Consider the following 15228-nt stretch of genomic DNA (forward strand, 5'->3'; position numbering starts at 1 on the left):
TCGGACCGCCGTGCCAGTACCCCGTCTCCCCGCCGTTCCCCCCTGATCACCGGGGTGATGGCGGATCGTCTGTTTGCGTTGCTGGCCAAGGCGGCCGCATGGGTGACCCTGGGTTTGCTGGCGGCCATTCTGGTGTCGCTGCTGTTTGGTGCCTGGCCGGCCATCAAGGAATACGGTCTGGGTTTTCTGGTCAACAGCGAGTGGGATCCCGTGCAGGACAAGTACGGCGGTCTGGTGATGATTTACGGCACCTTGATGACCTCGCTGATCGCGCTGGTGATCGCGGTGCCGGTGAGTTTCGGCATTGCACTGTTCCTGACCGAGCTGTCGCCCGCCTGGCTCAAGCGCCCGCTGGGCACGGCCATCGAATTGCTGGCCGCCGTGCCGTCCATCGTGTACGGCATGTGGGGCCTGATGGTGTTCGGTCCCGTGCTGGCCACCTATGTGCAGCAGCCGCTGCAGTCCCTGCTGGATGGTGTGCCCTATCTGGGCGCCCTGGTGTCGGGCCCGCCGGTGGGTATCGGCATTCTGTCGGCCGGCATCATCCTGGCCATTATGATCATTCCGTTCATCGCCTCGGTGATGCGCGATGTGTTTGAAGTCACGCCCGCACTGCTCAAGGAGTCGGCCTACGGCCTGGGCTCCACCACCTGGGAAGTGGTGTGGAAAGTGGTGTTGCCCTATACCAAGGCCGGTGTGCTGGGCGGCGTCATGCTGGGCCTGGGACGTGCGCTGGGCGAGACCATGGCCGTGACCTTCGTGATCGGCAACATGAACCAGCTGAATTCGCTGTCGGTATTCGAGGCGGCCAACAGCATCACCTCGGCCCTGGCCAACGAGTTTGCCGAAGCCGGCGAAGGCCTGCACCAGGCATCGCTGATCTATCTGGGCCTGGTGCTGTTCTTCATCACCTTTGTCGTGCTGTCGCTGTCCAAGGTGCTGCTCAACCGTCTGAAAAAGAGTGAAGGAGCACGGGCATGAGCACCACCAGCCAACGCATGCTGCAAGATGCCGACCTGGCTGCACGCCGCCAGGCCAAATACGCCAAGCGCAAGCGCCTGAACCGCATTGCCTTGACCCTGTCGCTGGCCGCCATGGCCTTCGGCGTGTTCTGGCTGATCTGGATTCTGTGGGAAACCGTCAGCCTGGGACTGGGGGGCCTGAATGCAGCGCTGTTCACCGACATGACGCCTCCGCCCAATGAAGAGGGCGGCCTGGCCAATGCCATCTTCGGTTCTCTGACCATGGTGCTGATGGCCACGCTGGTGGGGACTCCCATCGGTGTGATGGCCGGCGTCTACCTGGCCGAGTACGACCCGCGCAGCTGGCTGGCCAGCACCACGCGGTTTGTGAATGACATTCTGCTGTCTGCCCCCTCCATCGTGATCGGCCTGTTTGTCTATGCTGTGGTGGTGGCGCGCTTCAAGAGTTTTTCGGGTTACGCCGGCATCGTGGCGCTGGCGCTGCTGGTGATTCCGGTGGTGATCCGCACTACCGAGAACATGCTCACCCTGGTGCCATCCAATCTGCGCGAGGCCGCCTATGCGCTGGGCACGCCCAAGTGGAAGGTCATCAGCCGCATCACCTTGCGTGCGGCCCGTGCCGGTGTGATCACCGGCGTGCTGCTGGCCGTGGCCCGCATCGCCGGGGAGACGGCTCCGCTGCTGTTCACGGCGTTGAACAACCAGTTCTGGAATGCCGACCTGTCCAAGCCCATGGCCAGCCTGCCGGTGACCATCTTCAAGTTTGCGATGAGCCCGTACGAAAACTGGCAGCAACTGGCATGGGCGGGCGTGTTCCTGATCACCATGGCCGTGCTTGCACTGAACATCCTGGCACGTGTGTTGACCCGCCAAAAGTAATAGCAAGGAAACCTGCAGATGACTGCGACTACCCTGAATCCGGTGAGCACCGCCAAGCTGTCGGTGCGTGATCTGAACTTCTACTACGGCAAGTTCCACGCCCTCAAGAACATCAACCTCGAGATCCCCGAAAAAAAGGTCACGGCCTTCATTGGGCCCTCGGGCTGTGGCAAGTCCACCTTGCTGCGCACCTTCAACCGCATGTACGAGCTCTATCCCGAGCAGCGTGCCGAAGGCCAGATCATGCTGGACGGCGAGAATCTGCTGACCAGCAAGCAGGACGTGGCGCTGATCCGTGCCAAGGTGGGCATGGTGTTCCAGAAGCCGACGCCGTTCCCCATGTCTATCTACGACAATATTGCCTTTGGCGTGAAGCTGTTTGAAGACCTGAGCGCCGCCGACATGGACGACCGTGTGGAATGGGCGCTGCGCAAGGCGGCGCTGTGGTCGGAAGTGAAAGACAAGCTGCAGCAAAGCGGCTCCGGTCTGTCCGGTGGCCAGCAGCAGCGCCTGTGCATTGCGCGCGGCATCGCCATCAAGCCGGAAGTGCTGCTGCTCGATGAGCCCTGCTCGGCCCTGGATCCGATTTCCACCTCCAAGGTGGAAGAGCTGATTGCCGAACTCAAGAGCGATTACACCGTGGTGATCGTGACCCACAACATGCAGCAGGCAGCACGTTGCAGCGACTACACCGCCTATATGTACCTGGGCGATCTGGTGGAATTCGGGGAGACGGAACAGATGTTCTTCAAGCCCCAGCGCAAAGAAACCGAAGACTACATTACCGGCCGCTTCGGCTGAGGAGCAATTACATGCCAGACAAGCATCTTTCCTCGCAGTTTGACTCGGAGCTCAACCGCGTCTCGGCCCGTGTCATGGAGCTGGGCGGTCTGGTGGAGCAGCAGATCCACCAGGCAGTCCATGCCCTCACGCAGTTCAGCACCGATTCGATTGCGCAGATCAACGCCAATGAAGCGCGCGTGAATGCGATGGAAGTCGAGATCGACTACGAACTCTCTTCCATCATCGGCCGACGCCAGCCCACGGCCCGCGATCTGCGCATGCTGATGGCCTTTTCTAAGGTCACCGCCAACCTAGAACGCATGGGCGACGAAGCCCACAAGATTGCCCGCATGGTGCAGTCCATCATCGAAAGCGGTGCCGCCCGATCGCTGCCCGCAGGGGAGCTGCGCGTCGCGGCCGAGATGGCCTCGAGCATGCTGCGCAAGGCGCTGGATGCGCTGGCGCGGCTGGACACCAAGTCGGCGGTGGTCATCCTCAAGGAGGACGATCTGATCGACCACGAATTCGATGGTTTTGTGCGCAAACTCATCACCTACATGATGGAAGATCCGCGCAAGATTTCGCCCAGCCTGGACCTGCTGTTCGTGGCCAAGGCCATCGAGCGCATCGGTGACCACTCCAAGAACGTGGCCGAGCAAATCATCTACCTGGTCGAAGGCAAGGACATCCGCCATGAAACCATGGATGTGATCGAATCGACGGTGAAATAATCGAGGACGGTGTTTCGGGTATGAAGAAGAACCCCCAAATCCTGATCGTGGAGGATGAGCCGGCGATTGCGGAGCTGATCGCCGTCAATCTGCGCCACAACGGTTTCCAGCCGGTGTGGGCCGAGGACGGTGCCAGCGCCCAGCGTGAGCTGGATGCCGTCCTGCCCGACGCCATCTTGCTGGACTGGATGCTGCCGGGGGCCAGTGGCCTGGCCCTGGCGCGCAAGTGGCGCACGGATCCGCGCACCAAGCAGATTCCCATCCTGATGCTGACGGCGCGTGGTGACGAGCCTGACAAGGTGTCGGGCCTGGATGCCGGTGCCGACGACTACATCACCAAGCCCTTTTCCACGCAGGAGCTGCTGGCGCGCATCCGCGCCGTGCTGCGCCGCCGGGCACCGGAGCAGGTGGCCACACGCGTGACCATGGGTACCCTGGAGCTGGATGCATCGACCCACCGCGTCTCGTATGCGGGCGAGGCGCTGAAGCTGGGGCCGACAGAGTTCAAGCTGCTGAACTATCTGCTGAACCATCCGGAACGTGTGCACAGCCGCGCACAGCTGCTGGACAAGGTCTGGGGTGACCATGTCTTCATCGAGGAGCGGACGGTAGACGTGCACGTCAAGCGCCTGCGCGAAGCGCTGGGCGAAGCTGGCGGCATGGTGCAGACGGTGCGGGGTGTGGGTTACCGCCTGAGCGCCCCCTCGTCCGCGGCAGGCGCCTGATACGACAATGCACAACAAGCCTGGTGGCTGAGCCGCTGCCGGGCATGCACAACACACAGAAAAGAGTGCAGACATGACGTGGCGTGGATTGACCCTGGCTTTGCTGCAGGCAGCGTTGATGGGCCTGGGGTGGTGGCTGGGGCAAGCCTGGGGCGTGGCCGCGGGTGCGCTGCTGGCCACCTGGCTGTGGATGGCCTGGGACATGTGGCGTGCGCGCAAGCTGCTGGTGTGGCTGCGGTCGACCGAGCTGCAGCAGGCGCCGGCCATGTCCGGGCTATGGGGAGAGCTGTCCACCCGCATGCGCCGCTGGCTGCGTCTGGGTACCCAGCAGGTGCAGCAAAGCGAACAGCGCCTGCAGGACATCTTTGCGGCCTTGCAGGCCAGTCCCAATGGCCTGATCCTTCTGGATGCCACCGGCCACATTGAATGGTGCAACCAGATGGCGGAGCAGCAGTTCGGTCTGGATGCGCAGCGCGACATGCTGCAGTCCATGGGCAATCTGGTGCGTGATCCGGCTTTCAGTGCCTATTGGGCGCGGCATGACTTTGCGCAGCCGGTGCTGATGCAAGGGCGTGACAGTACCGCAGCGCGGCCGGTGCGACTGTCGGTGCAGCTGTATGCCTATGGCGATGGGCGACACCTGCTGCTCTCGCGCGACATCACCTCGCTGGAACAGGCCGAAGCCATGCGCCGCGACTTCGTGGCCAATGTGTCGCACGAGATTCGCACGCCATTGACGGTGTTGGTGGGGTTTGTGGAAACGCTGCAGACCCTGCCGCTGGAAGAAGACGAGCGCAAGCGTTTTCTGGGCCTGATGGCGCAGCAGGCGACGCGCATGCAAAGCCTGGTGCAGGACCTGCTGACCCTGTCGCGGCTGGAAGGCAGTCCGCTGCCCGCGCGCGGAGAGTGGACGCCGCTGGCGCCGCTGCTGCGCCAGTGCGAGGATGAGGCCCGCGCCCTGTCCGACATGGTGACCCGCAAGAGCGGGCAAGCCCATGTACTGGAGTTTCCTCCCGCATCGGCCGTACAGATCGACGTGGCGGGCATTCCCGCCGAGTTGCAAAGCGCGTTCTCCAACCTGATCAGCAATGCCATCCGCTATACGCCGGCGGGAGGCCATATCGCTGTGACATGGACTTCCCATGCCGACGGCAGTGCCACGTTCGCGGTGCAGGACAGTGGCCGGGGCATCGACCCGGAGCATGTGGGGCGCCTGACGGAGCGCTTCTACCGCATTGACCGCAGCCGTTCGCGCGAGACGGGGGGCACAGGGCTGGGTCTGGCCATCGTCAAGCATGTGCTGCAGCGCCATGGTGCGCAACTGCACATCAGCAGCATCCTGGGCAAGGGCTCGACTTTTTCCGCCACGTTCCCGGCCCAGCGCCTGCGTGCGCACGCGATCGGCTTTACCGGCAACTGAAATCTTTCAGCGTGGCCACTCGTCAAGCCGGTGCGGCCTCATCCGGGGTGGATGGCTGGGTCCGGGGTGCTGCGAGCCTGCGGCAAAAGCCGCAGGTGGCGCTGCAACATGGCGACAAAGATCAGGGCCGTCACGGCCAGTGCCAGCACGCTGGAAGCCCAGAACGGGGTCGGGGAGCCCCGCCATGCCGGTGGCCATTCCCACAGATAGGCCATGGCGTAGCCTCCGCCCAGGCCCACGCCCCACAGCATGGTGCTGTAGGTGACCAGTGGTGCCAGGGTGATGCGCAAGGCGCGCAACACAAAGATGCAATAGCACTGGATGCAGTCGGCCAGGTGGTAGGCCGCAATCCAGCCCAGCAGGCCGGTTGTCAGGGCGGCCACGGCCGCATCCTGGGTGTACAGGGCCGCGATGGGGCTACGCAGCAGCCACACCGTCAGGGCCAGCACGGCGCCCAGGCCGGCGGCCAGGCGCAAGCCCTGGCGCGCCATCTGCGCTGCATGGGCCGCATGCCCGGCGCCCAGCCAGTAGCTGACCCGGGCGCTGGTGGCAATGGCCAAAGACAGGGGCACCATGTAGCACAGCGCGGCCAGATTGGCGGCAATCTGGTGGCTGGCCGAGGACAGGCTGCCTTGGCGGGCGATGAACAAGGCCATCAGCGTGAAGGAGGTCACCTCCACCGAGATGGACAGGCCTGCCGGTATGCCCAGCCTGGCAAACTGACCTAGTTGCTGCCGGTCTGGCTGCTCCATGGGGCGCCACAGTTGCAGCGGGGCATACAGCGATTGCCGGCGCAGCAGTGCAATGGCCAGCAGCACCGTGGCGTATTGCACCAGCAGTGTGGCCCAGGCACAACCTGCGGCGCCCATGGCGGGCAGGCCCAGGCCGCCAAAGGTGAACCAGATGGACAGCAGAATCTTGGGCAGCAGGGACAGCAGCTGCAGCCAGGTGACCAGCTGCGGGTGGCCCAGCGCCTGGTTGAGGGTGGTGAACAGCCGGAAGAACAGGGCGGCCGGCAATGCCATGGCCACTATGCGCAGATAGCTGCGCACTTCGGGCTGCAATGCCGGCGGGACTTTGGCCCAGTCCAGCAGCAGGCGGGGAGCCAGCAGCGTGGCCATGCCGACGGCGGTCACCAGCAGGTAGAGGTACAGCGACTGGCGAAAGGACTGGCCAATGAGCGCGGGCTGCCGGCGGCCATGCTGCTCGGCCCAGATGGGCAGCAGGGCCTGGAGAATGCCCATCAGCGAGATGTACACGCTGACAAAGATGGCGCTGGCCACGGACAAGGCGGCCAGTGCGTCGGAGGCATAACGGCCCGCTACCACGGTGTCGGTGACGCCGAAGGCCATTACGGCCAGCTGCCCTGCCAGCACCGTGCCGGCATGCCGTGCCACAGTGCGTATTTCGCTCATGGGCTCAGCGGCGCTGCAGGATCAGCAGGCGGTCTTTCTTGTCCGTGGGACGGGCGGCGATTGCATGCTGTTTCCATTGGGTGGTGGCGGCAGGCGACAGCGTGGCCCAGTAGGCCGGTTCGGTGATCGTCCATTCGCAATTCCGGGCGCGGTCCACCCGGAATAGCTGCAGTTGCCATGGGGTGTAGTACTGCAGGGCGGCGACTTCCGCACGGCCCAGGCCGGCCACGTTCACGCAGGCAGAGTCGTCCGCAGGTATCGCTGCCAGCACCTGGCGCATATGGGGGGCATCGCTGCGCCCATAGTCCAGCGCAGGCAACCACAGCGTCATCAAGAGCACCCAGCCCAGCGTGGCACCGCCTGCGGGCAGCACCAGGCTTTTCCAGATGGCTGCGCGGTGGCGGCGCGTGCGCCAGGCCACCAGCAGCAGCCAGGCGACCGTGGCCGCCAGAGCAACGGCAAATGGGAACCAGGAGAACGTGGGCGTGAAACCGGGGGCCAGCCTGGCCACATTGGCGGCTGGCTTGGCGGGGAAGCCGGTCTGCATGGAGATCCAGATCACCCAGATGGCAATGCCGGAGATGGTGAAGAAGATCAGGGTGAACCAGTCAATCAGCGCGCCCAGGCTGCGCCGGAGCGTGGGCAGGGCAAAGGCGGCCAGCATCGAGATGGCAGGCAGGCCCAGCAGCAGTGCGCGGTCGGCGGGCTGGGTGGTCAGGGTGGCCCCCACCGCCAGGACCCACAGCCACAGTGGCAGGGTCAGGTGGGTGTGGCGTGCAGGTGCTGCCAGTTGATGGCGCCAGCGCCACAGGGTCCACAGCGCCAGCGGCCAGGCCGGCCAGCTGAACCAGGTCAGCAGCCTGCCCAGGCTTTGCCATTCCTTGCCTTCCACCCAGGGATTGATCAGGCGCCATTCCCACAGACCTAGTTTCCAGGCGATGAAGGAGGTGAATGCCACGGCGCACAGCCACCAGATCGCCCAGGTGCCCTGGTGCTGCAGGTCGGTGCCGCGGGTGTGCCAGGTCAGCACGGCAATGCCCAGGCCCAGGATGGATGCCAGCGACGGCGCACCGCTGAGGGTCAGGCCCAGCAGGCCGATCCCCGTCAGCGCAGCCGCCAGCCGGGGGTGGTAGGCCATGGCCGCAGCGGCCAGCAAGGTGATGGTGCCGAATGCCAGCTGGGCCAGATAGCTGCTGGTTTCGTGCGAGAACTGTGCCAGACCCAGGCAGGCCATCAGGGCCAGCAGGCCGCCGTCGGCAATGGCGCGGGCGTAATCCTGGGGGCGAGCCTCGCCGCCGAAGGCGAACGCAACCGGCTGTGCGCCCGGGGTGCGGGCCAGGTAGTACACCGCCCACCACATGGACATGAAGGTCAGCACCAGCAGAGCGATGAAGGGCAGGCGCACCACCCATTCCGGACTCCAGCTGGAGGGAAAGATCTGCAAGGCCCAGGCCCCCAGCCAATAGGGCAGCAGACCTTCGGTCGACGGGGAAAGCCCCAGCATCGAGGGGCGCAGCCAGCTGGTATCCCCGGCAGCCAGGGCACGCATATAGCCGAACGATGCGATGTCCGTCTCCCGCCAGGGCGAGCGGCCGATAAAGCCGGGGAAGACATAGGCAGCGCACAGCAGCCACAAGGCCCAACGGGGCAATGTGCGCACGGCGTTCTGGGCAACGATGGCGGGACTGGGCGGATTCATGGGCGAAAAACGGGCATCAGGCACAGCAGCCTGTCAGGTACCGCGCAGCATACCGGGCGCGGCAAATAAAAAGGCAGCACGGTCGCCCGGGCTGCCTTTTTGGCGAAAGAAGCAGAGATTACTTCTTGCCGAAGCGGTTGCGGAACTTTTCCACGCGGCCGCCCATGTTGTCCACCGACTTTTGGGTACCGGTGTAGAAGGGGTGCGACTCGGAGGAGGTATCCAGCTTGAACAGGGGATATTCCTTGCCTTCGAAGGTTTCGGTTTCCTTGGTGGGCACGCACGAACGTGTCACAAACTTGAAGCCGTTGGACAGGTCCGAGAACAGAACTTCGCGGTAGTCGGGGTGAATGCCTTCTTTCATGATCTTCCTTTGGTCAAGTGCGGTAGCCGTGCCTAACCTGCTACAACCCTTGTAGCAGTCAATGCATTAAGCGTACTTTCCGCAATAGAAAAAGCCCCTGATTATACATCGAGGGGCTTTGTCAGTGTGCGGGAGGCAGGGATTTAGCCGCCGCGGCGCATCATGTCGAAGAAGTCCACATTGGTCTTGGTGGCCTTCATGTTCTTGATCATCAGCTCCATGGACTCGATCTCGTCCATGTTGTACATGAACTGGCGCAGGATGCGGGTCTTCTGCAGGATTTCGGGTGGCAGCAGCAGCTCTTCGCGGCGTGTGCCGCTCTTGTTGAGCTCGATGGCCGGGAACACGCGCTTTTCATACAGGCGGCGGTTCAGGTGCAGTTCGCTGTTGCCGGTGCCCTTGAATTCTTCAAAGATCACTTCGTCCATGCGGCTGCCGGTGTCCACCAGGGCGGTGGCGATGATGGTCAGCGAACCACCTTCTTCCACCTTGCGGGCGGCACCGAAGAAGCGCTTGGGGCGCTGCAGGGCGTTGGAGTCCACACCGCCGGACAGCACCTTGCCGGAGCTGGGCACCACGTTGTTGTAGGCGCGGGCCAGGCGGGTGATGGAGTCCAGCAGGATGACCACGTCCTTGCCCAGTTCCACCAGGCGCTTGGCGCGTTCGATCACCATTTCGGCCACGTGCACATGGCGGGTAGCCGGCTCGTCGAAGGTGGAGGCAATGATTTCGCCCTTCACCGAGCGCTGCATTTCCGTCACTTCTTCCGGGCGCTCGTCCACCAGCAGCACCATCATGTGCACATCGGGGTGGTTGGCCGTGATGGCGTGGGCAATGCTTTGCATCATCATGGTCTTGCCGCTCTTGGGCGGTGCCACGATCAGTGCGCGTTGGCCGCGGCCAATGGGGGCAATGATGTCGATGATGCGGCCGGTGATGTTCTCTTCACCCTTGATGTCGCGCTCCAGGCGCATCTGTTCCTTGGGGAACAGGGGGGTCAGATTCTCGAACATCACCTTGTGCTTGTTCGATTCAGGCGAGTTGCCGTTGACCTTGTCCAGCTTGGTCAGGGCAAAGTAGCGCTCGCCATCCTTGGGAATGCGCACTTCGCCTTCGATCATGTCGCCGGTGTGCAGATTGAAGCGGCGCACCTGGCTGGGGGAGATGTAGATGTCGTCCGTGCTGGCGGTGTAGCTGGTGTCGGGGCTGCGCAGGAAACCGAAGCCATCGGGCAGGATTTCCAGCACGCCATCGGCAAACACCTGTTCGCCGGCCTTGGCGCGCTTCTTGATGATGGCAAACATCAGCTCTTGCTTGCGCATACGACCGACGTTTTCGATCTCAAGCGCTTCGGCCTGCTTCAACACTTCGGACACGTGCAGTGCCTTGAGTTCGTTAAGGTGCATGGAGTTGCTCCTGGGCGGAGTCTTTAAGAAATCAGGGGGGGGCGTAGGGCCGAGGGAGACCATTGATTGCGTGGTCTGCTGGCGCTGCCGGAAGAGATCAGGACCCGCAAGCCGATGCTGCATTGCGAGGTCTGTGCTGATTATGACAGGAAATGCCGGGCGTTCGCTAGTTTTGCGGGAAACGGGCCGGTTCCTGGAGGAATGAGGTCTTGGGGAAACACATTGCCCGGGGCACGCACTGGCCCGGGCAATGCGGAGGGTGATCAGGCCAGGTTCTGGTCGATGAAGGCCGTCAGCTGGGCCTTGGCCAGGGCGCCCACCTTGGTGGCAGCCAGTTCGCCGTCCTTGAACAGCATCAGGGTGGGGATGCCGCGGATGCCGAACTTGGCGGGGATCTCGCGGTTTTCGTCCACGTTCATCTTGGCGATGGTCAGCTTGCCTTGGTAGGCACTGGCCACGTCGTCCAGGATGGGGGCGATCATCTTGCAGGGGCCGCACCATTCGGCCCAGTAATCCACCAGCACAGGCGTGCCCGATTGCAGCACGTCGGCTTCAAAGCTTGCATCAGAAATGTGTTTGATCAGGTCGCTGGCCATGGGGTTCCTTGTTGGTTGCTTGCTTATTGCAGAACGGAATCAGAAATGCGGTTTGGCAATATGCCAAGAGTTGGGGTTATTGTCGCAGAAAGCAATCTCCAGACTTAGGGTGTGGACAGGGTAGGAGGCGCTATGACGCTGATAGCATTCGGTGATCGCATGCTGCATGCCAGCCTGCCGAATCTTGAATCCCGCCGCCACTGCGGGCCGACGGCAGGGCGGGGGATGCCCTTGTCGCTGCAGCCATGTGGCTTCAGCACCACAATCGCGCCCTGCTTGTGCCGTGTACCTGCGTCACCCCGCCGCCAGGATGGGTTGCCACGCGGTCTGTACCTTACGAATACGTTTTATGACTCCCTCCGCTTCTTCGCAGGACGCCCTCCACGCTGGCCCTGCCGCCCTGGATTGTGAAATCGCCATCATTGGCGCCGGCCCGGCGGGCCTGATGGCCGCAGAACGCCTGTCGGCGCAGGGGCGTGCGGTGTGTGTGTTTGACGCCAAGGCCTCCGTGGGGCGCAAGTTTCTGCTGGCGGGCAAGGGCGGAATGAACCTGACCCATTCCGAGCCGCTGGAGGCCTTTGTGGGGCGGTATGGTGACAGTGCCTCGCATCTGCGCCCCCTGTTGGAGGCCTTCGGTCCGCAGCAGGTGTGCGAATGGGTGCAGGGCCTGGGTCTGCAGACTTTCGTCGGGTCGTCCGGACGGGTGTTTCCCACCGACATGAAGGCGGCGCCTTTGCTGCGTGCGTGGATGACGCGCTTGCGCCAGCAAGGAGTGCGCTTTTTCATGCGCCACCGCTGGACCGGGTGGGCGAGCGACGGCAGCCTGCAGTTGCAGGCCGAGTCGGGCCGTGTTGCCGTGCGCGCGCAGGCCGTGTTGCTGGCACTGGGTGGCGGCAGCTGGGCCCGCCTGGGGTCGGACGGGGCGTGGGTGCCCTGGTTGGCGGAGCGCCAGATTGCCGTGGCGCCTCTGCAGCCCAGCAACTGCGGTTTCGACGTGGGTCCGGCGCCGTCGGCGGAAGGCGAAACACGCCGTGCCTTTTTGCAAGGCCTGGTGGGGCAGCCGGCAGACCAGGGCGGTTGGACGCCCTGGTTCAAAGAGCGGTTTGCCGGCCAGCCCTTCAAGTCGGTGGCCATCCGGTTTGTGGGCAGTGACGGCCGGGTCTTTGACCGCCGTGGTGAATTCGTGGCCACGGAGACGGGGGTCGAAGGCAGCCTGGTCTACGCTGTCTCCAGCCAGCTGCGGGACGAGATCCAGCGCAGTGGAAGCGCGGTGTTTCACCTGGACCTGCTGCCAGCCTGGAGCGATGCCAAAGTGCTGAGCGAAGTGCGCCACCCGCGCGGCTCACGCAGCCTGTCCAGCCATTTGAAAGGGCGCCTGGGGCTGGATGGCATCAAGGCCGGCATCCTACGTGAGGTGCTGAGCAAGGCAGAGATGGAAGATCCCGTGCGTCTGGCTGCGGCCATCAAGGCGCTGCCCATCACGGTGGTGGCGCCACGGCCCATCGACGAGGTCATCAGCACGGCGGGGGGGGTGCGCTGGGAAGCAGTGGATGCGGACTTGATGAGCCGCCAGCAACCAGGCCTGTTCTTTGCCGGAGAGATGCTGGACTGGGAAGCGCCGACGGGGGGGTATCTGTTGACGGCTTGCATGGCCACGGGTGTGCAGGCCGCCCAGGGGATGGACCGGTTCCTGGCTTCCCAAGCCGCCGCAGCGTAAGGCTGCGTTGCCAGGGCGGCCGCGTGCAGTCTGCTGTTGCCTCTTGGCGGGCTGGTTGCGCCGGGGGGGCGGTTCTCAGATCTCCGCTGCGTCTTCAGAGTTGCCCACGGCGTCAAAAAAGGTCTGCTGCCAGGCCATGCGGGCGCCGCGCAAACCCTCTATCAGTGCCTTCTGGTCGTTGATGACCTGGTTGCGCAGCGTGCTGAGACCTTGCACGCTGTTCTGAAATTGGCGGGTGCCAATTTCAAACTGGCTCAGTCCGCTGCTGGGCCAGTTGCCCAGGGCCTGCATGCGTTCCCACCATATCTCCGCCTGGGCCGCTGCAAGGTGGCTGCAGGTTTCGTTGAAATCCATGCAGCGCTTGGTGCCATCGTTGGCCAGGTGAACCAGTGACTTTTGATATTCCACATTGGCTTTGAATACCGCCAGAGGGATTTGCGGGATTTCGGTTTTTTGTGCCATGACCAACTCCTTTTATCGGTTATGGGGATGGGGTGTCCAGAAAAGGGGAATTCATTGCCCCAAGCTCTGAATCATTGGATCCTGTTGTGATGTATTTGTGGTTATGCTAGCGCGAAATCTGCAAAATTGTGATGCCGGCACATAGAGTTACATTCGAATAAATGTTCCTGGTGCTCAGAAGAAAATGCAGTCAGTGGCTGTTATGTCGGTCTGCATTGCTTTCAATTGAATAGCGCAACCAAATTTTCCAGCGTCCAACTGTTGATGCAGGTCATGAAATCCGGCCTTGTGGCTGGTGCCTGCGTGGTGGCGCGGAGGGCATTGCAGGCCTGTGCAGGCATTGGAATGCACTGTGCAGAAACTTGCTGGAGGTGAAAAGGATGGAATAATTATTTGTATACAAGATAATGTAAATATAGAAGATATATGGCGTTATTCTTCTGCGCAAAAAAATATATCCGCGCTGAATGTGAATTATTTTCAATGAATGAGTGGGGGATATAAAGGCAGTATCCATGGGATATGCCCGTGCGCCATGAGGTTTCTTTGGCGCTGCGCGCAAAACCTTTGTACGCCTTTGTACGCCTTTGAACGCCTTTGTCCGGTCCTGTCGTGCTCTGCACGGTAACACCTTGTCTCTGCTGCCCGCTGGCGATTGAGGGGGCTGTGTCGGCGGTCCTCAGTTGGAGTGATTGACTTCGATGGAAACATGCACCAGTTCCTCGTGAATCTGGAGCAACTGGCGGATGTAGTCGGGCGTGACTTCCGGCCCTCCCACCACCGCCACGATGCAGGCGTATTTGTCTTTGCCTACGCGCCAGACATGCAGGTCGGTGATGTCGGCGGGCAAGGGGCCTTCGGCAATCGCCTCGCGCACCTCCTGGGTGACGGGGGCATCCATCTCGGCATCCAGCAGCACCCGGCTGCTGTCGCGCAGCAGGCCCAAAGCCCACACCGCCACCAGTACGGCCCCCATGAGGCCCATGGCCGGGTCCAGCCAGGCAAAGCCCCACAGCATGCCGCCGAGCAAAGCGACGATGGCCATCACCGATGTGGCTGCATCGGCAAGCACATGCAGATACGCCGAGCGCAGATTGAGGTCGCCGTGTTCTGCATGGGAATGGTGGCCGTGACCGTGGTGTTCGTGCCCATGGTGATGGTGGTGCTGGCCTCCCTTGAGCAGCCAGGCGCACAGCAGATTCACAACCAGCCCCAGTGCCGCGATACCAATGGCCTGTTCATAGTGGATGGAGGAGGGGGACAGCAGGCGTTCCACGGACTGGATGGCCATCAGCGCTGCGACCAGCAGCAGCAGGATGGCGCTGGTGTATCCCGCCAGAATTTCGATCTTCCATGTGCCGAAGGCAAAGCGTTGGTCGCCGGCCAGGCGCCGCGCTGCGGCATACGCTCCCACGGAAAGTCCCAGCGCCAGGGCGTGGGAGCTCATGTGCCAGCCATCGGCCAGCAAGGCCATGGAGTTGAAGTAATAGCCCCCGGCAATCTCCAGGGCCATCATGGCCAGGGTCAGCAGCATCGCCAGCTTGGCTTTCTGTTCCGCCAAGGGGTTGCCTGCATCAAAGACGTGGGAGTGTGTGCGGGCAGCCGGCGGGGCTGCGTGGGGGGGCATCGATGCGGCGTTCATTCATATACTGTACCCCAGTATATTGATGGCGTTAAAATTACCACCTATGTCGCATACAGTTCTCAACAAAAAACCGCTGCTGGCACGGATTCGGCGTATCAAGGGCCAGACCGAGGCCTTGGAGCGCGCGCTGGAGGGTTCGGCCGAGTGTGCGGTCATCCTCCAGCAGTTGGCTGCCGTGCGGGGTGCCGTGAATGGGTTGATGCTGGAAGTTCTGGAAGGGCATGTGCGCGAACACCTGGGTGATGCCGATGCCCCTGCAGAGCAGCGGGCCAAGGACCTGGACCTGGTGGTGTCGGTGATGCGTTCCTATGTGAAGTGATACCCCGGTAGGGTATCGGCAGCCGATGGCGCGTGGCTGAGCAGTGCGGGATGTAGGGGGAGTGCGGGGCGCCGGAGCCTGCGC

The 15228-nt window shown here is 62.8% G+C and carries 15 protein-coding genes; 8 read left to right on the plus strand and 7 right to left on the minus strand.

Features of this window, described 5'->3' with window-relative positions; translation table 11 throughout:
- The first annotated feature begins 57 nt into the window (after positions 1–57).
- The 6 genes from pstC (at position 58) to phoR (ending at position 5521) form a co-directional block, all read left to right on the plus strand.
- Entirely contained in the window at positions 58–981 is a 924-nt protein-coding gene (pstC, locus tag KW830_RS16995; RefSeq protein ID WP_066535854.1) for a phosphate ABC transporter permease subunit PstC, read from the plus strand.
- A complete protein-coding gene (gene pstA, locus KW830_RS17000; protein WP_066535847.1) occupies positions 978–1862 on the plus strand; it encodes a phosphate ABC transporter permease PstA in 885 nt (294 codons plus the stop codon). The genes pstC and pstA overlap by 4 nt, the downstream gene beginning before the upstream one ends.
- A gap of 18 nt (positions 1863–1880) precedes the next feature.
- The gene (pstB, locus tag KW830_RS17005) at positions 1881–2663 is read left to right on the plus strand and encodes a phosphate ABC transporter ATP-binding protein PstB (protein WP_066535842.1); all 783 of its coding nucleotides are present in this window, start codon (positions 1881–1883) and stop codon (positions 2661–2663) included.
- Positions 2664–2674: 11 nt separating this feature from the next.
- Complete coding sequence (gene phoU / locus KW830_RS17010) at positions 2675–3376, plus strand: phosphate signaling complex protein PhoU (protein WP_066535840.1); 702 nt, start codon at positions 2675–2677, stop codon at positions 3374–3376.
- Positions 3377–3396: 20 nt separating this feature from the next.
- Positions 3397–4101, plus strand: a complete 705-nt coding sequence (gene phoB / locus KW830_RS17015) for a phosphate regulon transcriptional regulator PhoB (protein WP_192332974.1) — start codon at positions 3397–3399, stop codon at positions 4099–4101.
- Between the two features lie 73 nt (positions 4102–4174).
- Positions 4175–5521 carry a phosphate regulon sensor histidine kinase PhoR gene (gene phoR, locus KW830_RS17020; RefSeq protein WP_066535832.1) on the plus strand — a complete coding sequence of 449 codons (1347 nt, stop codon included), beginning with the start codon at positions 4175–4177 and terminating at the stop codon, positions 5519–5521.
- Positions 5522–5559: 38 nt separating this feature from the next.
- Here the strand turns inward: phoR and KW830_RS17025 are convergent, their stop codons facing one another.
- The 5 genes from KW830_RS17025 to trxA all read right to left on the minus strand — a co-directional run bounded on the left by KW830_RS17025 (position 5560) and on the right by trxA (position 11001).
- Complete coding sequence (locus tag KW830_RS17025) at positions 5560–6936, minus strand: MATE family efflux transporter (RefSeq protein ID WP_218333830.1); 1377 nt, start codon at positions 6934–6936, stop codon at positions 5560–5562.
- 4 nt (positions 6937–6940) lie between these two features.
- On the minus strand, positions 6941–8635 hold the full coding sequence (locus KW830_RS17030) for a hypothetical protein (protein WP_066535819.1): 1695 nt from the start codon (positions 8633–8635) through the stop codon (positions 6941–6943).
- 118 nt (positions 8636–8753) lie between these two features.
- Entirely contained in the window at positions 8754–8999 is a 246-nt protein-coding gene (locus tag KW830_RS17035; protein WP_066535817.1) for a type B 50S ribosomal protein L31, read from the minus strand.
- A 143-nt stretch (positions 9000–9142) separates the two neighbouring features.
- A complete protein-coding gene (gene rho, locus KW830_RS17040) occupies positions 9143–10405 on the minus strand; it encodes a transcription termination factor Rho (RefSeq protein ID WP_066535811.1) in 1263 nt (420 codons plus the stop codon).
- A 263-nt stretch (positions 10406–10668) separates the two neighbouring features.
- A complete protein-coding gene (gene trxA / locus KW830_RS17045) occupies positions 10669–11001 on the minus strand; it encodes a thioredoxin TrxA (protein WP_066535802.1) in 333 nt (110 codons plus the stop codon).
- Between the two features lie 349 nt (positions 11002–11350).
- Here trxA and KW830_RS17050 point away from each other — a divergent pair, with 349 nt between their 5' ends.
- A complete protein-coding gene (locus KW830_RS17050) occupies positions 11351–12718 on the plus strand; it encodes a TIGR03862 family flavoprotein (protein ID WP_218333831.1) in 1368 nt (455 codons plus the stop codon).
- A gap of 75 nt (positions 12719–12793) precedes the next feature.
- Here KW830_RS17050 and KW830_RS17055 read toward each other — a convergent pair whose 3' ends face one another.
- Positions 12794–13180, minus strand: coding sequence for a hypothetical protein (locus KW830_RS17055; RefSeq protein WP_098066104.1), 387 nt, complete (start codon positions 13178–13180; stop codon positions 12794–12796).
- Positions 13181–13859: 679 nt separating this feature from the next.
- Positions 13860–14822 (minus strand): CDF family Co(II)/Ni(II) efflux transporter DmeF, encoded by a 963-nt coding sequence (gene dmeF / locus KW830_RS17060; RefSeq protein ID WP_370626151.1) that lies wholly within the window; start codon positions 14820–14822, stop codon positions 13860–13862.
- Positions 14823–14868: 46 nt separating this feature from the next.
- Here dmeF and KW830_RS17065 point away from each other — a divergent pair, with 46 nt between their 5' ends.
- The gene (locus tag KW830_RS17065; RefSeq protein ID WP_066535792.1) at positions 14869–15144 is read left to right on the plus strand and encodes a metal/formaldehyde-sensitive transcriptional repressor; all 276 of its coding nucleotides are present in this window, start codon (positions 14869–14871) and stop codon (positions 15142–15144) included.
- Positions 15145–15228 lie beyond the last annotated feature (84 nt).

Source organism: Comamonas sp. CMM03 (assembly GCF_019218715.1).
GTDB lineage: Bacteria > Pseudomonadota > Gammaproteobacteria > Burkholderiales > Burkholderiaceae_C > Comamonas > Comamonas terrigena.